This is a genomic window from Ditibartonella choladocola (genome assembly GCF_002007565.1).
GTDB lineage: Bacteria > Pseudomonadota > Alphaproteobacteria > Rhizobiales > Rhizobiaceae > Bartonella > Bartonella choladocola.
In genome coordinates this window covers 833,444-850,875 of sequence record NZ_CP015625.1, presented here as the reverse complement: position 1 = coordinate 850,875, position 17,432 = coordinate 833,444, and the positions used below count along the sequence as shown (strand labels likewise).

The 17,432-nt window shown below is 45.7% G+C and carries 16 protein-coding genes and 1 tRNA gene; 9 read left to right on the top strand and 8 right to left on the bottom strand.

Annotation, left to right across the window (positions count from 1 at the left end; genetic code table 11):
• The first annotated feature begins 2 nt into the window (after positions 1 to 2).
• From BBC0122_RS03805 to BBC0122_RS03795, 3 genes are all read left to right on the top strand, one after another.
• Positions 3 to 2,090 carry a S9 family peptidase gene (locus tag BBC0122_RS03805; protein ID WP_077991501.1) on the top strand — a complete coding sequence of 696 codons (2,088 nt, stop codon included), beginning with the start codon at positions 3 to 5 and terminating at the stop codon, positions 2,088 to 2,090.
• A 386-nt stretch (positions 2,091 to 2,476) separates the two neighbouring features.
• Complete coding sequence (locus BBC0122_RS03800; RefSeq protein ID WP_077991499.1) at positions 2,477 to 2,788, top strand: hypothetical protein; 312 nt, start codon at positions 2,477 to 2,479, stop codon at positions 2,786 to 2,788.
• A gap of 31 nt (positions 2,789 to 2,819) precedes the next feature.
• Positions 2,820 to 3,158 carry a hypothetical protein gene (locus BBC0122_RS03795; RefSeq protein ID WP_077991497.1) on the top strand — a complete coding sequence of 113 codons (339 nt, stop codon included), beginning with the start codon at positions 2,820 to 2,822 and terminating at the stop codon, positions 3,156 to 3,158.
• 119 nt (positions 3,159 to 3,277) lie between these two features.
• Here BBC0122_RS03795 and BBC0122_RS03790 read toward each other — a convergent pair whose 3' ends face one another.
• The gene (locus BBC0122_RS03790) at positions 3,278 to 3,874 is read right to left on the bottom strand and encodes a superoxide dismutase (RefSeq protein WP_077991495.1); all 597 of its coding nucleotides are present in this window, start codon (positions 3,872 to 3,874) and stop codon (positions 3,278 to 3,280) included.
• A gap of 393 nt (positions 3,875 to 4,267) precedes the next feature.
• Between BBC0122_RS03790 and BBC0122_RS03785 the strand changes: the two genes are divergently transcribed.
• Positions 4,268 to 4,978 carry a L,D-transpeptidase gene (locus BBC0122_RS03785; protein ID WP_077991494.1) on the top strand — a complete coding sequence of 237 codons (711 nt, stop codon included), beginning with the start codon at positions 4,268 to 4,270 and terminating at the stop codon, positions 4,976 to 4,978.
• Positions 4,979 to 5,299: 321 nt separating this feature from the next.
• On the opposite strand, the gene BBC0122_RS03780 is transcribed toward BBC0122_RS03785, so the two are convergent.
• Entirely contained in the window at positions 5,300 to 6,820 is a 1,521-nt protein-coding gene (locus tag BBC0122_RS03780; RefSeq protein WP_077991492.1) for a helicase HerA-like domain-containing protein, read from the bottom strand.
• Positions 6,821 to 7,309: 489 nt separating this feature from the next.
• On the opposite strand from BBC0122_RS03780, the gene BBC0122_RS03775 reads away from it, so the two are divergent.
• The 3 genes from BBC0122_RS03775 to BBC0122_RS03765 all read left to right on the top strand — a co-directional run bounded on the left by BBC0122_RS03775 (position 7,310) and on the right by BBC0122_RS03765 (position 9,985).
• Positions 7,310 to 8,623 carry a methylmalonyl-CoA mutase family protein gene (locus BBC0122_RS03775; protein ID WP_077991490.1) on the top strand — a complete coding sequence of 438 codons (1,314 nt, stop codon included), beginning with the start codon at positions 7,310 to 7,312 and terminating at the stop codon, positions 8,621 to 8,623.
• A gap of 3 nt (positions 8,624 to 8,626) precedes the next feature.
• Positions 8,627 to 9,655, top strand: a complete 1,029-nt coding sequence (locus tag BBC0122_RS03770; RefSeq protein ID WP_077991488.1) for a magnesium transporter CorA family protein — start codon at positions 8,627 to 8,629, stop codon at positions 9,653 to 9,655.
• A 96-nt stretch (positions 9,656 to 9,751) separates the two neighbouring features.
• Positions 9,752 to 9,985, top strand: coding sequence for a hypothetical protein (locus tag BBC0122_RS03765; RefSeq protein ID WP_077991486.1), 234 nt, complete (start codon positions 9,752 to 9,754; stop codon positions 9,983 to 9,985).
• A gap of 316 nt (positions 9,986 to 10,301) precedes the next feature.
• On the opposite strand, the gene BBC0122_RS03760 is transcribed toward BBC0122_RS03765, so the two are convergent.
• Together BBC0122_RS03760 and BBC0122_RS03755 are read right to left on the bottom strand one after the other, a co-directional pair.
• Positions 10,302 to 10,376, bottom strand: a tRNA-Gln gene (locus tag BBC0122_RS03760).
• 408 nt (positions 10,377 to 10,784) lie between these two features.
• Complete coding sequence (locus BBC0122_RS03755; protein ID WP_077991484.1) at positions 10,785 to 11,291, bottom strand: DUF2165 family protein; 507 nt, start codon at positions 11,289 to 11,291, stop codon at positions 10,785 to 10,787.
• Between the two features lie 435 nt (positions 11,292 to 11,726).
• Between BBC0122_RS03755 and BBC0122_RS03750 the strand changes: the two genes are divergently transcribed.
• Positions 11,727 to 12,632, top strand: coding sequence for an MBL fold metallo-hydrolase (locus tag BBC0122_RS03750; protein ID WP_077991481.1), 906 nt, complete (start codon positions 11,727 to 11,729; stop codon positions 12,630 to 12,632).
• On the opposite strand, the gene BBC0122_RS12760 is transcribed toward BBC0122_RS03750, so the two are convergent.
• Positions 12,617 to 12,739, bottom strand: a complete 123-nt coding sequence (locus BBC0122_RS12760) for a hypothetical protein (protein WP_418214879.1) — start codon at positions 12,737 to 12,739, stop codon at positions 12,617 to 12,619. The two genes, BBC0122_RS03750 and BBC0122_RS12760, sit on opposite strands and share 16 nt — an antisense overlap.
• 8 nt (positions 12,740 to 12,747) lie before the next feature.
• Between BBC0122_RS12760 and BBC0122_RS12755 the strand changes: the two genes are divergently transcribed.
• A complete protein-coding gene (locus tag BBC0122_RS12755) occupies positions 12,748 to 12,939 on the top strand; it encodes a hypothetical protein (RefSeq protein WP_188318100.1) in 192 nt (63 codons plus the stop codon).
• On the opposite strand, the gene BBC0122_RS03745 is transcribed toward BBC0122_RS12755, so the two are convergent.
• Genes BBC0122_RS03745 through ppdK form a run of 3 tightly spaced genes read right to left on the bottom strand, consistent with a single transcriptional unit; the run spans position 12,924 to position 17,265 of the window.
• Positions 12,924 to 13,709 (bottom strand): DUF1499 domain-containing protein, encoded by a 786-nt coding sequence (locus BBC0122_RS03745; RefSeq protein WP_077991472.1) that lies wholly within the window; start codon positions 13,707 to 13,709, stop codon positions 12,924 to 12,926. The two genes, BBC0122_RS12755 and BBC0122_RS03745, sit on opposite strands and share 16 nt — an antisense overlap.
• Positions 13,706 to 14,575, bottom strand: a complete 870-nt coding sequence (locus BBC0122_RS03740; RefSeq protein WP_077991470.1) for a polysaccharide deacetylase family protein — start codon at positions 14,573 to 14,575, stop codon at positions 13,706 to 13,708. Before BBC0122_RS03740 ends, BBC0122_RS03745 begins: the two co-directional genes overlap by 4 nt.
• A gap of 23 nt (positions 14,576 to 14,598) precedes the next feature.
• Positions 14,599 to 17,265, bottom strand: coding sequence for a pyruvate, phosphate dikinase (gene ppdK / locus BBC0122_RS03735; protein WP_077991468.1), 2,667 nt, complete (start codon positions 17,263 to 17,265; stop codon positions 14,599 to 14,601).
• Between the last annotated feature and the right edge of the window lie 167 nt (positions 17,266 to 17,432).

The window sequence follows — 17,432 nt, the reverse complement described above, 5'->3', positions numbered from 1 at the left end:
GAATGACCGAATCAGTAATTTTGCCACCCGAAACAAAAAAAATTGACCATAGCGAAGAGCATCATGGCATAATCCGTCATGATTATTATCACTGGTTGAGAGCCAAAAACTGGCAGGAAGTCTTCAAACAGCCCGAATTGCTTGATCCGGCGATACGCCAACATCTTGATAAGGAAAATGCTTATCAAAAAGCGCAAATGGCTGATACGACAAAGCTGCAACAACAGCTTTTTTCGGAAATGAAAGGGCGTATCAAAGAAGACGATAGTTCGGTACCGGTGAAAGATGGTCCTTATGCTTACGGTGTCTCGTTTGTGACAGGTGGTGAACAACCCCGTTACTTCCGGACACCTCGCAATGGCGGAGAGGCCACAATATATCTCGATGGCGATGCACTGGCAAAAGGTAAAGACTATTTTCGTCTTGGAACTGTCCAACATTCTCCCGACCACAGTAAATGTGTCTGGTGCTATGATGACAAGGGTTCGGAATTCTATACAATAAAGCTACGTGACATGGCTTTGCTGTCTGACCGCTGTGAAACAATTGAAAATACATCGGGCGATGTTGTTTGGGACGCGAATTCGGAAGGTTTTTTCTATACGAGTGTCGATGAAAATCACCGTCCGTCAAAACTTTATTATCACAAACTCGGAACCGGACAACAAGATGACCTGTTGATCTTTGAAGAAAAAGATCCGGGATTTTTCTTAGGCGTTGGCGGTTCGTCCTTGAATGATGTCATCTATATTGACATCCACGACCATGAAACTTCGGAAGTCTGGCTTATTCCTGCAAACAAGCCGACGATGAAGCCCGAATGCGTCAGAAAACGTCAAAAAGGCGTTGAATATAGCCTGACTGAAGGTGGCGACGTATTTTATATTCTCACCAATATCAACAACGCCAAAGACTTCAAAATAATGTCGACACCCTTCGACAAACCGACAGAAGAAAATTGGACAGAGGTTGTTCCCCATCAACCATCAAGACTTATTCTTGCCCATGATGCTTATAAAAATTTTCTTGTCTGGCTTGAACGTCGCGACGGATTACCGAGAATTGAACTTCTTGATCGTCGTAACGGAAAGCAGCATAGCATCGCTTTTGACGAAGAAACCTATTCATTGGGACTTCATGGCGCAGCCGAATATGACAGCGACACAATCCGCTTCACCTATTCGTCAATGACAACGCCGTCCGAACTTTATGATTATGACATGGGCACGAAAAAGCGCGTCATGTTAAAACGGCAGGAAGTGCCGTCAGGACACGACCCCGAAAATTATATTACTCGGCGTTTGATGGCCAAGGCTGAAGACGGTGCTGAAATTCCCGTTTCACTGTTCTATCACAAAAATACAAAACTCGACGGCACTGCGCCATGTCTGCTCTATGGTTATGGAGCTTATGGTATTTCTATGCCGGATAGTTTCAATTCCAATGCATTGTCACTTGTCGATCGTGGCTTTGTCTATGCAATTGCACATATCAGGGGCGGAAAAGAAAAAGGCTTTGACTGGTATGAAAAAGGAAAGCACTTGTTCAAGCGCAATACATTTACCGATTTTATCGCTTGCGGGCGTTTTCTGGTTGCCAATCATTTCACCTCGCATGACCGGTTGATTGCTGAAGGCGGTTCAGCCGGTGGCATGTTGATGGGCGCGGTCGCCAATATGGCTCCTCAAGATTACAAGGCTATTGTCGCCATTGTTCCTTTTGTTGACGTATTATCGACCATGCTTGATGCAACGCTTCCCCTTACGCCGCCCGAATGGCCTGAATGGGGAAATCCGATTGCATCGAAGGAAGATTATAAACTCATCGCATCCTATTCACCCTATGATAATGTCCGCGCACAAAATTATCCCGCCATTCTTGCAATGGGTGGTCTTACCGACCCGCGTGTCACCTATTGGGAACCGGCAAAATGGGTAGCAAAATTACGCGAGTTGAACACCGGAAATAATCCCGTTTTACTGAGAATAAATATGGATTCGGGCCATGCAGGTGCTTCAGGACGGTTTTCGCGTCTTGAAGAAAGTGCTTATATCTACGCTTTTATTCTCAAGGTTGCAGGAAAGATTTAAACCTTCTACCATCGTTTTGAAATTACCGGATTAAAGGCGGCTTACCCGATCTCTCATATCTCTTGAGATCGGAAGCTGCCTTGCCGCGGGACAATTTTTTCTAAGCTCTTCTTGCCACCACAACTTCCCCTGAAGTCTCCGTTTGTCTTCACAACTTTTCCTGAAGTCTTCGTTGTCCTTTGTAACCAATGACTGGAGAGGAAAAAATAAGTGCTGGCAACTCCAGTCGGAGCATTCATGCTTTAACGGGTTATCCGTTCCGATATATTTTTAAGGCAGAACGAACAATGCACTTGCCTATTGCTCATAAAGCTACCAAATAGTTTCATATAGCTGTTTTGACAGACAGCTAACCAATCCGCATTTTATGGAATAGCGACCAAGTGATGAAAACTTCATGCCTATTGCTGTTGTTGTTGATCGGCTTTTTCTTGTCACAGGCATATGCTGCCGGAATTAGGAAAGATGTTGATGAATATGCCGGAAGCCGTTGCAATACGCCGGCAAAGGGAAGCGGCATTGTGGCGGGATATTTCAGCGGCGTTACGGATAATCCGATTATAAGCTCTGACGGTTTCGTTCCTGTCGACCGGTTCAGATGTTTCAAAACGATGGATGAATGCCGTGGCTGGCTTTATACAATGGAGTCACTCTACGGCTCACCACCACCAACGGCCACATTGTGTACACGATATTGATTATCAAAAGGCTGAGGGAGGCCTGTTTTCTATGAAATATGGACTATTATTTTTTGCTACAATCGGCCTCGGCTTTCTGACAATGTCACAAAGCGTCTATGCAAGTGGTCGAGACCCCGCAAAAGTAGCAAATATGACCAGTGAATATGCCGGAAAGCGCTGTTCGACACCTCAGAAGGGAAGTGGAATAGTCGCCGGTTTTTTCCGCGGATGGGAACAAACACCGTTCCAGAACCGCGGTTCCGGTCTTATGCCGGTAGAACGCTATCATTGTTTCAAAACGATGAACGAATGCAAATCCTGGCTAAAAACGATGAATTATCTTTATAATGACAAATCCATTGACGCGAGCATGTGCACCAAATTTTAAAGAGTGATTGCTGTCTCGCAAGACAACCGGTAAAAAGTTGGAAGTACCGGAAAACCGGCAGATATAAAAAAACCGCCATTGGAAAAATGGCGGTTTTTTATTCGGTTACAAAAACAAAATCAGGCTTTTTCAAAAAGCTCCAGCACGTAATCCCAATTAATCAGATGATCGACAAATGCCTCAAGATATTTCGGACGGGCATTGCGATAATCAATGTAATAGGAGTGTTCCCAAACGTCGACACCGAGAATCGGCGTTGCTCCATGAACCAGCGGGTTTTCACCATTCGGTGTTTTCGAGATTTCCAACTTTCCGTTTTTCACAGCAAGCCAAGCCCATCCCGAACCGAATTGAGCCGCTCCGGCGGCAAGAAAGTCTTCACGGAATTTATCATATCCGCCCAGATCACTATCAATTGCCTTGAGAAGTTTGCCCGGCAATTTTTTACCACCGCCGTCTTTTTTCATCCATTTCCAGAAATGGGTGTGATTGAAGTGTTGTGCGGCGTTGTTGAACAACCCCTGATTTTTGCCAAAGCTTGCTTTGACAATTTCTTCAAGGCTTTTGCCTTCAAGCCCGGAATCCTTCAGCAATTTGTTGCCGTTGGTGACATAGGCCTGATGGTGCTTGTCATGGTGGTATTCAAGTGTCTCGCGTGACATATAAGGCTGAAGCGCATCATAAGCATAGGGTAGTTCAGGCAATTCAAAAGCCATTTTCAATACTCCTTAAAAATATAGTCTCTGCCGGAATAGGTGCGATTATTTATTTGGTGCGCTCCTTGGGTAAAAGCAAGGGAAATTGCCCTTTTCACAAGAGTTTGACCGGTCGGGCTGAAATGTCTCCTCTTTCCATCAGATGGGATACAAGTCTAACAGTAACCTATTGTCGTCTTGAAGGGCAGCCCATAAATAGCACGCAACAGCCTTTTCGGTTTTTAAGGCTTTTCGGTTTTTTAAGCTTTTTCAGCTTTTTAAGCCTTTTCAGCTTTTTAAGCCTTTCGAGATTGTCGCTCGAACATCTCTGCCGGAATTGAAAACAGCCGGATTTGTTTGTTTTTAACTTTTTTCCGTCAAATATGGAAAAAGAAAAACAAATTGGATTGATGAATGACTTCCCTTGTCTCGCGGCGCTTTTTCTTACAGACACTGACTATGGGTGCAGCAACAACAGGCCTTTCTGCCTGCATGCCTTCGGGATTGAAAGATATTGCATTGGCACCTGTAAAGACGCCACCTGCATCTGTTAATACACCCGTAAATAATGCGTTAGCTCCTTTTGCGTCGATGTATGGAGAAATGAGAGATGGCGATTTTGTTCTCCCCGCAATTCCCTATCAACATATTGATCCGCAATTTTTGCGACAGATTGTTGACGATCCGACCGGCGAACAACCCGGAACAATCGTTGTCGACACCAAAAGGCGTTATCTTTACCTTGTCCGTCTCAACGGTAAAGCAATCCGTTACGGTGTGAGCGTCGGAAAAGAAGGTTTTGCATGGTCGGGGCGTGGCATTATCGAATATAAACGCAAATGGCCAACATGGACACCGCCTGCCGATATGATCGCCCGTCAACCGCAGCTTGCAAAATATAGTGCTGCAAATGGCGGCATGAAACCGGGATTGAAAAATCCGCTTGGCGCACGTGCCCTTTACATTTTTCAGGATGGTAAAGACACGCTCTACCGCCTTCACGGTTCACCCGATTGGTCATCTATCGGCAAGCGCGCTTCATCCGGTTGTGTCAGGCTCATCAATCAGGATATTATAGATCTTTACGAACGCGTTCCGGAAAAAGCGCCGGTTCTTGTCGTTTAATTTATGATGCGAGACTGAAAGACCAGCACTCATATCTTTAGATGAGATTTGTTGCATGACGTTTTTAAAGTTAAGTCCTTCTGAAGCCCCAAGATCATCCGGAATAGAAAATCATAACGCCATAAAATTTCACTTTTCCGGGTGAAATTTCTCAAAAGCTTGCCGTAAACTTCCTGTCAGCCAAGGTTCTTTATATAGCCTCTGCCGTCAATGCCTATAGAAGACAGGAAAGCTCAATCAGGTCGAACTTGAAGAGCCGGAAACGCTCACATCGAGAAACATAGCGAAAGCCGATTTTCCCCTCTGCCCTTGCATTGCCATTTATTTGCGTCTGCCGCCCAGAAGATTTCCCAAGACACCGCGCAAATAATTTTCACCGGCTTTTGCTATTGACCGGCCGATAGAGTTGGCGGCGGTACGGGTAATTGATTTCACTGCGGTTTCTGCGACCGATTGCCCGCGACCATTCTTTTTATCCTCGCCGAAAATCGTATCCCAGAAGCTTCCGCCCTGTTCCTGATTATTGTTGGATTGCTTTTCTTCTGTATTTTTTTGCAACATTTCATAGGCGGATTGGCGATCGACTGTCTCGTCATATTTACCGCTCACCGGACTTGTTTTCATCAAACTTTGCCGCTCTTGCACCGTAATCGGTCCGATTTGCGATGACGGCGGGCGAATAGTGGTTCTTTGGACAATAGAAGGAACACCTTTATCTTCCAAAGTTGATACCAGCGCTTCACCTGTTCCAAGATCCGAGATCGCTTTCATCGTGTCAAAATCCGGATTGGCTCGGAAAGTCGAAGCTGCGGCTTTTACCGCCGCCGTTTCGCGAGGCGTATACACCCGCAATGCGTGCTGGATACGGTTGCCAAGCTGTGCCAGAATCGATTCGGGCACATCCAGAGGATTTTGTGAAATGAAGTAGATGCCTACTCCCTTCGAGCGGATCAAGCGGACAACCTGTTCAATGCGTTCGATCAAAGCTTTCGGTGCATTATCGAACAGCAAATGGGCTTCGTCAAAAAAGAATACGAGGCGGGGCTTATCGGGATCACCAACTTCAGGCAATTGTTCAAAAAGTTCGGACATAAGCCACAAAAGAAATGTCGAATAAAGGCGCGGATTGGACATAAGCTTGTCAGCCGCAAGAACGCTGACAACCCCTCGCCCGTCATTCGTAACACGCATAATGTCTTCGAGTTTCAGCGAAGGTTCGCCAAAGAAATGTTCGCCCCCCTGCTCCTCGAAAACCAATAATTGACGTTGTATAGATCCCACGGAAGATTTCGAGATATTGCCGTAACGGGTCGAAAGCTCTGCCGCCTTTTCTCCGACGTGATTGAGCATTGCTTGCAAATCCTTGAGATCAAGCAGTAACAAGCCTTCATCATCGGCTGCGCGGAATGCAATATTGAGCACACCTTCCTGCGCTTGCGTCAAATCCATCAAACGGGAAAGCAGCAATGGTCCCATTTCCGAAACAGTTGCCCTTATCGGATGCCCGTCAACACCGAAAAGATCCCAGAAAATAACCGGTGCAGCCTTCATCTCGATTGACGAAAGTCCGACACTTTCTGCACGTGCGCGCACTTTATCATTCAAAATACCGGCTTTGGCTATGCCGGAAAGGTCACCTTTGACATCGGCGCAAAAAACGGGAACGCCGGCTGCAGAAAAAGATTCGGCAATGACTTGAAGTGTTACTGTTTTTCCGGTTCCCGTAGCCCCTGTTATCAATCCGTGGCGGTTTGCATATTTTAGCCAGATATATTCCGGTTTGAGGCTATTATCCCGTTTTTGGCGACTGGCACCAAGAAAAATTCCGCTCTTGTCGATCATACCCAATTATCCTTCGGCCTGATTTTCCAATCAGCATAAATGTACCAGAATCAGACAAATTCAATAAGTCTTTTATGTGGCTTCAATGAATTTGTTTTTTGACGGCCTTTTTTGTCGGCAGATTTTTCCTGAAACAAATATCTCTATTGGTCTCTATTTTTACATAAAATGACAATTTATAATATTTTATAATATTCATATTTATATATTTGCTATTATTATAATTATTTATCCATCCAAATATATATGATAATATCTATCATTATATAAATCTGTAAATTCTGTTTTACACTTGTTATATTTCTGAATGGCAATACAGAATGGTCGCTTCCACCAAAAATCATTTTATGCGTCCGGATGGAATTTTATTAAATGAATTCTAAATGAAATTGCGGTAGGTTGGTCTTGCGCCATTCAGGGCTTTGTGATTTTTTTAGAGTACCTCTTAAAGATGGTGTAAAAACGATTTAGTAGGATTTTGATTTGCTCATGAGCTCGAAACAATCCCTTCCATCCGACAATTTACAATCGCGTCAAGCAGGCTGGTCCGTCATGCAACGTGCTGATGACCCCGATATTGAACGTGCCCGCTTCCAACTCAAGGAAGACATAGCCAATGGTGCTACCGGTATTGCTCTTATTTTTGAAGGCGCCAACAGCGCCTATGGATTCGGGCTACCGGCCAAGGCCGAAACAATACCGACACTTTTTGATGGTGTCAGTCTGGATGGTCTTCATATTCGTCTGGATAACCATCCGCACGGTCGTGTCATTGCTGACAGTTTTATCGATTATCTTCAACACAGACGCATTAACCCGACGCGCACAAAACTGACATTCAGCACCGACCCCACTGCTGTTCTGGCCACAACCGGCAAACTCAAAATGTCAATCGAGGCATTGAAAGCATCACTGCCGCAGTCAATGTCGGTATTTTTCTCCTCCGGCATTCCCGGAGTTGTGCTTGAAGCCGACGGCCGCCCCTACCATAATGCCGGTGCAACACCTGCACAGGAAATCGGCGCTATGATGTCGGTTGCGCTCGCCCATTTAAAGATGGTTGAAGAAGCGCGTCACCATATTATTTACGCTCTGCCGCATATCGGTTTTGCTACTGCACTCGATCAGGATCCGGTCATGGGACTTGCCAAAATGCGGGCAATCAGGTTGCTGTGGCGGCGTCTTCAGGGAGAACGTGGCGTTTCATCGCCTTTCCCTGCCATTATCCATGTTGAAACATCCATGCGGATGATGACCAGACAGGATGCGCTAAGTAATATTTCGCGTTCTTCTATTGCCGCCTATGCTGCAATTCTTGGCGGCGCATCGTCTTTATCCGTATTGCCATATAGTTTTGTGTTTGGCTTACCGGACGAAAATGCCCGCCGTATTGCCCGCAACAGCCAACTTGTTTTTGTCGATGAACTGGCGAACCCTCTCGCGAAACATGCCAATCGTCGCGATAATGATGCGGATGCCCTTGCAGAAGCAGCCTGGGTCGAGTTTACCCGGCTTGAAGACGAGGGTGGCGTCATGCAAAGTCTGATAGACGGCAACCTCGCCAAACGCATTGAAGAAGCACGCGATCTGCGACTTGCAAGTTATCATAAAAACGAACGTGCGATCATTGGTACATCCGAATACCGGAAAAGTGACGAGGCTCCTTTCGGCATTGTCGATACCAAAGCTGTTCATTTTTCAGCAGAAGGCATTTCCCATTGCCATCCCTTGGTATCTGGGCGTTGGGATCAAGACTTTCTGGAAGTTCAAAAAATTGCTCCGGTGGAAATTACGAAGGATTAATATATGATCCGCAGCTTTCGTTCGTCGACTGACCGACTTGTCGAAGTTCCTCTGAAAGAAGATGGAACACCTGAAAACGATGTGTTGTGGATTGATCTTTCCGATCCGACTGCGGGAGAAGAAAAAGAGCTGGAAAAATGGCTTGGGATTCCCATTCCAACCCATGATGACATGACAGAAATCGAAGAATCCAGCCGCTTTTATATGGAAAACGGGGCGCAATATATGACTGCGCCCTTAATCTATACAGTTGACGGGGACAAGCGTGACATTGCGCCGGTGACTTTCATTCTGACCGGATCGCGATTGGTGACTGTTCGCTATAGTCATCCGCAAGCTGTCGAACTTTTCATTTTACGCGTTACCAAAGCCGGTAACGGGGTTATTACGCAACAATGTACCGGTCTAACGATTTTGACTGCGGTTATGGAAGCGGCAACAGACCGGCTTGCCGATCTCCTCGAAGCCGTCTCTGCACGCATAGAAAAGGCTTCGCGCAACATCTTCCATCGTGATGAAGGTGCGATGCCGATGTCGACTGTCGATTTTCGTAAAATTCTTAACCAGATCGGCAATCAGGGAACGTTGCTTTCAATGGTTAGAGAAAGCATCGCCGGTGTCAGCCGTCTTCTCGTTTATGTGGAAGCCTATGGAAAAACTGTTACGCCAAAATATATTGAAGCCGACGGCAAAACTGTCACGCCTAAAAAAGACATGAAGACGACGGTAAAATCACTTGAACAGGACACCCAGTCACTTGAGCATTACGCCGATTTCTTGTCAGCAAAAATGACATTTCTTCTTGATACTGTCGTCGGGATGATTTCGACAGAACAAAATGCCATTATCAAATTCTTCTCGGTTGCAGCCGTGGGCTTCATGCCGCCGACACTGGTTGCATCAATCTATGGAATGAATTTCCAATTCATGCCGGAACTCAATGAAAAATGGGGCTATCCTTTTGCGCTTTTTCTGATGATTATTTCGGCTGTTATCCCGATTCTTTATTTCAGAAAGAAAGGCTGGCTTTAGCCTGCGGAATTACTTTCCCCATCTGGAAATTTGTTGTTCTGTCTATTATATTAACTTTATTGATGGCAATGAACCTCAATCAAAGGAGTGATTTCAATGTCTATTGAGACCGCAATGCGTATTTCGGTAACTGGCATGAACAGACAGGTTGATTCACTTGATAAAACAGCTCTGAATGTTGCCAGAGGTACGACGGTCGAGCGCCAAACTTACGATCCGGGTGATGATATGATTGATCTGAATATGGGCGAGCACAATTTCAAAGCCAATTTTCGTGTTTTTCAGGTTGCTGACGAGACAATGGCTCAAATTATCAATTTGAAACGCTAAACAAAAATCAGGCGCTCTGGTGCTGCTGAAATAAATTATATTTTTCTGGTTTTCGGTGCGTTATTTTGAATAACGGGAAAAGCTTAAAGCCGGAAATAAAAGCGCTTTTCTTATAAAATAAAAAGTCGCGTTCATTCCGGTTCCGCTCCGGTTCATATAATCCGGCGCAGCTTGTTTGACGGATTGTGGCTTGTTAGACGGATTGTGGCTTGTTTGACGAATTATTGTGTGTTTACCGGTGGGGAGCTTCAGTCACTTGACCGCAACAGCTTTTTACTGAAGCGAAATCAATCATAAATATTTATAGAGGGAAAAGTGGCTGGGGTACCTGGATTCGAACCAGGGAATGCCGGTACCAAAAACCGGTGCCTTACCGCTTGGCTATACCCCAAAAACTATGCATGGCATACTTCCTGCGCGCCTTATAACGAGTTCGGTAAAAATGTGCAATATGTTCATGCGCCAGCTACAATTTTTTTTTGAGAATCGGGGTTTTTCGTCCCGACAGTATTAAAACAGCTTCTCTATAACGCGGTGTGAACGTCATCATCGGCTAATCAAGAAAGTTTTTTCAGAAAACAGACCGGCGTCGGGAAATCCGGATATTCACCGAATGGCGTGAAACGGATAATGCGGATGTTCCTGCTGTTGTGTTTTGTCTCCTATCTGGCAACTATTTGCCAGATAGAATGACATCTCCCTTACGTCGGCGGTGCGAATACGGAGATTTTAATGCTCCGGTTCGACTTATGTAGTTTTGACGTTGTAATAGAACCGAAGACGACCGGTCAGCCCTGTCTCAATTGTCTGCGGTTATTTTGTCGTCCGGTATGACAACATAGATCAGCACCAATATAATGGTAATGAAAAACCGGAAGGCGTCGGGCACTCCGTTCCACTCCTTGGACATCCACATTCCGAACCATTCCCCGCCCACAGACATAAACGCAACATGCCAAACCAGAAACCCCAGTGTCAGACCGGCGATTGCGCAACGTTTTGACAATTGGAACGTGTTTTTGGGGGCTTTTATAGCAAGCAACATGCGCACACTACCAATCCAACACAAGATAGCCGTCAACGTCTCGAATGTAACAATGAGCCAATAACCGATATTCTGGATGGTTATATTTTCAATGGAACGCCACTTTGTCGGCGCATCAGCAAAGACACTATCCATTAAAAACACATGATGGACATAGGCAAAATTAATTGACGAATAAAAAATGTTTTCAACAGCTACCAATGTTGCGAACAACGCTATTGCGGCGACAAACGCCGATTTTGACAAGCGAACAATAAGCATGATCTCCCACACTCCTTCAAACCTGGAACATCAAAGTTTTTGAAGTCCGGAATTAGCCTTTAACGCAAGAAATCTGAAGAAAAAACACGTATAATTAACTATTTTAAAGATAATTTTTTTGTGATCGAATATATTTCATGCTCAATTATTAGTTAAAATAACAATTAATAGTTGAAAAACATAAATAAAAATATCAATAAAATATATATTGTAACTAATGTTTTATTATAATTTTAAATGTAATTTACATTTGTTTTAAGCATTATATCCGATTTTTAAATTTTTCAAAATTTCTTCCTGAAAATAATAAATTGGAAAATTTCTGTCACCGGAATCGCACCATACAAGTCATAACAATGTTATTTACTTTTAATCGCCAAATTGAAATGATTGCATTTAGTGGACTATATCTGGCGTAATTGACGAGGAGAGCTGATGTCCGTAGGTTTTAACAACGATTTCGACCCTGAATATGGTCACGTGGTTGTTCTTGATAACCACGTCAGGCGGATTACAGCACATAACCCCTCTCCTTTTACATTCACCGGCACCAACAGTTACATCATCGGTACCGATGACCTTGCTATTATAGATCCCGGCCCTGATGATGATGAACAGCTTGAAATGTTGCTCGGTGTAATCGAAGGGCATAGGCTGGATTATATTTTCATCACCCATAGCCATAGCGATCATTCGGGGCTAGCAAAACGGTTAAGTCGGCTGACAGGCGCAAAAATCGTTGCCGAGGGGAGCCACAGACCGGCCACGGCTAATATTTCAGACATATCAATGACTCTTGATTCGGGTGGCGATAGTGATTTCGCGCCCGATATAACCCTTGGAGATGGTGAAACCATTGAAGGAGATGGCTGGAAGCTCACCTCTATCACCACGCCTGGACATATGGCAAATCATACGGCCTACAGCCTCGATAAGACAGGTGTGCTTTTTACCGGCGATCATGTCATGGCCTGGGCAACAACTGTCGTTGCTCCGCCGGATGGTTCTATGCAGGATTATATGAAATCGCTTGATAAACTCCTGAAACGGGATGACAAGATTTATCTTCCCGGCCACGGCGGTCCGGTGCTTAAACCGCAAGCTTATGTCCGTGCCATCATTGCACACAGGAAAATGCGCGAGAGGGCTATTCTTGAACGGTTAAGCGAGGGAGACCGGACAATAAGCGAGATCGTCAAGGCAATTTACCGTTCGCTTGACCAACGTCTTTACAAAGCTGCTTCACTTTCGGTTCTTGCGCATCTCGAATCACTGGTGGCAAGCGGTGTTGTCAAAGTCGAGGAACCACTTTCTCTCTCGGCTTGTTATTCATTATCCTGATCGGTTGGTGTCGAAAGCATTTCGGTATCGAGAGCATCCATGAAAGTCAGAATAAATGCTGCATCGACTCCGAGATCGCGATGTAAATAACGTGATGGCGAACGCATAAAGGGCTATTCTTGAACGGTTAAGCGAGGGAGACCGGACAATAAGCGAGATCGTCAAGGCAATTTACCGTTCGCTTGACCAACGTCTTTACAAAGCTGCTTCACTTTCGGTTCTTGCGCATCTCGAATCACTGGTGGCAAGCGGTGTTGTCAAAGTCGAGGAACCACTTTCTCTCTCGGCTTATTATTCATTATCCTGATCGGTTGGTGTCGAAAGCATTTCGGTATCGAGAGCATCCATGAAAGTCAGAATAAATGCTGCATCGACTCCGAGATCGCGATGTAAATAACGCGATGCCGAACGCATATCGACAAATGTTGTATCCCCTTCGTCAGTCAGACGAATGACAATGTCGGATATAAACCCCAGATAAAAAGTTTTAGCTTCTGTTTCTATAAATAGCTGTTCATCATCACCATCGACACCCTTTTGTGCCCTGATCGGCCAACCTTGGGCATCAAGAACATTGCGCACCGATTTGAGAATACGGTCAGGCGACCCGTCGTAACGGCGTCCTGAAAGCTCCGGCCATTCTTCCAGTTGCAATGCGGCCTGCGCGGTTAATTCGGAAGCAACAGGCAAAGCATCGGCTGGTCTGGTACCTGTAATGAAATGTGGCGGAGTATCGGTATCGGTTGAAATGTCGTTCAGTGGCGGCAACACACACCACATTACAAGGAATGTTGAAATCGGGGTCAAAGTTATCAATGAATAGACGATGCCCTTTAAGGCTTTCAGCCCGCCACGATCACCGTTTTCCCAAAGATCGTAAAGGCCTTTCAGAGCCAGAACAAATGCTATCAGTGCCAACGCACCGGCAATAGCCGAAAACCCGATAAAAACATTTGTCCGAATAAGCGAAAATCGGTGGAGGAGGCACAAAATAACAAGTGCCAATAGGCTGACACCACCAAAACGCGGCGACCACAAAGCGGCATAGGATGTCAAACGAACATATTTTTTTCTCATTGTCCGTCAATTTTCCCTGATAATGTGCTCGCCCCGTCTAGCCTATTAGTTTTCTGTAATGGATTTTTTTCTTGCAACACAGTTTTTTTATCGACTGCTTTGATCCCTTGCAATGCATTACAATCGCTCACACTTGTCTGTCTTTCCACTGGCTTTACCGCATCCGACAATTTCACAAAACTGAAGCCCTTTTTCTCTAGTTCCAGAATACCGTCTGCAACACCCTGACCGGATGCACGTTTGGGCTGGTTCATATGGGCAATAATTACATCACCATTCTTAGCAGATGAAATACGCCGGGCAACCGTTTTTGCTGGCAGAGATGCCCCCATATCGGCATTAAGAGAAAAACCGCCTATCTCGTAGCCCATGGCATGAACGAGTTTGATCGCATCATCCGAATAACGTGCTGCCGCATCACGATACCACTTTGATTGGGGAAAACCTGCATTTGCCAGACCTTCCTCTCCACCTCTGACTTCTTCACACACTGCTTCGAGGCTGCCTGCTGTTTTGAGACCATAAATATCCGGCTGGTTATCAATAGCGGGCACATGATTTTTCCCGTGATTTGCAACTTCAAACAGATCAGGATGAGCCTTGATGACATCGACAGCCGGTTTGTTTCTTCGCAACCACCGCGCTGTAACAAACAGAGTTGCTTTAATCTGGCGGGAAACCAGTATGTCGAAGATACGGAGGTCTATATCGCCCATACAAAGGTCAAGCGTCAAAGCCACTTGCGGGCTTGACGCTGCACCTTTTTCTATATGCAATGTCGGTTCGACCGTACCGGCCACACTTACGGCCGGTACATTCAGAGCTATTATACCGGCAAACACCCACCGGCGGATATATCGCAACATTTATTACCTATGCTTGGCATTACCTATTTCTGGTGTCTGATCGCTGCTTGAGCTGCTGCAAGTCTGGCTATCGGCACACGGAACGGCGAACAGGACACATAGTTCAACCCGTTTTCTTCGCATAAATCAATAGACATCGGATCGCCACCATGTTCACCACAAATACCAAGTTTAATATCGGGACGCTGGCTGCGGCCGCGTGTTGCGCCTATTTTTACAAGCTCGCCGACTCCATCGCGATCAATGGATACAAACGGATCCTGCTCCAGCAAGCCTTTTTTAACATAGGTCGAAAGAAACGGACCGGCATCATCACGTGAAATACCGAACGTCGTCTGCGTAAGATCATTGGTGCCGAAAGAGAAAAACTCTGCAGATTTGGCAATTTCGGCGGCACAAATTGCAGCTCTCGGCAATTCGATCATCGTTCCGACGAGATAGTCGATTGTAACGCCGTGCTCTTTCATGACCGCCTTTGCTGTTTCATCAATACGCTCTTTGACATAGTCAAGCTCGGTTTTGAGTGCTACCAGAGGCACCATAATTTCCGGTATCACCGTTTCCTTGGTCTCTTTGGCAGCTTCAATCGCCGCCTCGATAATTGCGCGCGTCTGCATTTCAGCGATTTCAGGATAGGTAATTGCCAAGCGACAACCCCTTAATCCCAGCATCGGGTTGAATTCATGAAGTTCTGCTGCTCTTTCTTTGATAAGTTCGGCCGGAATTGACATTGCTTTGGCAACTTCGGCAACTTCGGCGTCTGTTTTCGGCAAAAATTCATGAAGCGGCGGATCCAGCAAACGTATTGTTACCGGTAGACCATGCATGATTTCAAACAATTCGATAAAATCGGAACGCTGCATGGGCAGAAGTTTTGCCAAGGCCTTGCGACGACCTTGTTCATCATTGGCCAAAATCATTTCACGCATCGAAATGATACGATCACCGGCAAAAAACATATGCTCGGTGCGGCAAAGACCAATTCCTTCGGCACCGAAAGAGCGCCCCATACGTGCGTCCGCCGGTGTCTCGGCATTCGCACAAACATGCATACGGCGTTTTTCATCGGCCCATGACATGAGTTTTGCAAAATCGCCCGACATTTTCGGTTGCAACATGGCGACTTTGCCTTTGTAAATCTCGCCATTTCCACCATCAATTGTGATGATGTCACCTTTATGGAAAGTCTCGCCACCGGCTTTCAATGTGCCGCTACGATAATCGATATGGATACTGCCGGCACCCGACACACACGGTTTTCCCATGCCACGAGCCACGACAGCGGCGTGGCTCGTCATGCCACCACGTGTTGTCAACACTCCTTCTGCAACATGCATACCATTAATGTCTTCCGGACTTGTTTCCACACGCACCAGAATAACTTTATGCCCCTCTTTGGTTGCATTTTCCGCTTCTTCAGACGAAAAAACAATTTCGCCGGTTGCAGCCCCCGGAGAAGCAGGAAGCCCTGTGCCCAAAACCACTTTTTTAGCTTTGGGGTCGAGTGTCGGATGGAGAAGCTGATCGAGCGATTTCGGATCAATCCGTGAAATGGCTTCGGTGCGATCGATGAGCCCCTCGTCAACCATATCGACAGCCATTTTGAGTGCCGCTCGCGCCGTACGCTTGCCAATGCGGGTTTGCAGCATCCACAATTTACCTTTTTCAATGGTAAATTCCATATCCTGCATATCGCGATAATGTTTTTCCAACTTGTGGGCAATGTCGTTAAATGCAGCAAAAGCTTGCGGCAAAGTCTTTTCCAGCGAAGGTTTGTCGGAACCGGCAGCAATACGTGCAGCTTCGGTGATGTTTTGCGGCGTTCTGATACCGGCAACCACATCTTCCCCTTGTGCATTGACAAGAAATTCACCGAAAAGTGCGTTTTCGCCTGTTGAAGGGTTACGGGTGAAAGCAACACCGGTTGCCGAATCATCACCCATATTGCCAAACACCATGGCCTGAACATTCACCGCAGTACCCCAACTTTCCGGTATATCGTGAAGTTCGCGATAGGTTACGGCGCGCGGTGTCATCCAGCTTTGGAAAACTGCGCCGATTGCGCCCCAAAGCTGTTTTTCAGGGTCTTGGGGAAATGGCGTTCCGATTTCTTTTTCGACACATTCTTTATAAGAGGCAATCACATCCTGCCAATCCTTGGCGGTCATTTCGGTATCGACCTCATAACCATGGCGCGCCTTGGCATCATCTATAATTTCTTCAAACAATGCGCCATCGATTCCCAGCACAACATTTGAATACATCTGGATGAAACGGCGATAGCTGTCATAGGCGAAACGTTCGTCACCGGTTTCTCTTGCTATTGCTTTGACAGTTTCATCATTAAGACCGAGGTTCAAAACCGTGTCCATCATACCGGGCATGGAAGCGCGCGCTCCCGAACGAACCGATACCAGCAAAGGCTTATCCTTGTCACCGAACCGGCGTCCGGTCAGTTTACCGACTTCTGCAAGACATTTTTGAACAGTTTCATCGAGTTTGTCGGGGTAAGTTTTATTATTGTTATAAAAATAGGTACAGACTTCTGTGGTGATTGTAAAACCCGGAGGAACCGGCAATCCGAGATTGCTCATTTCCGCGAGATTTGCACCTTTACCACCCAAGAGATTGCGTTCAGATGCCGCCCCGTCAGCCTTTCCATTACCAAAGCTGTAAACCCATTTTGTCATTTTAAATAAACATCCTCCGATTGACTGTAATAGCTGCCCGTTAAAAAATAGACTTTACCTATTTTGTGAAAAGACAAATTAAGAGACCAACTACCAGTGTCAGCTTAAATGACATTTGCCCCTACGCCAACATCAATTTTCTTTACAGAACAAACAAATCGATTAAA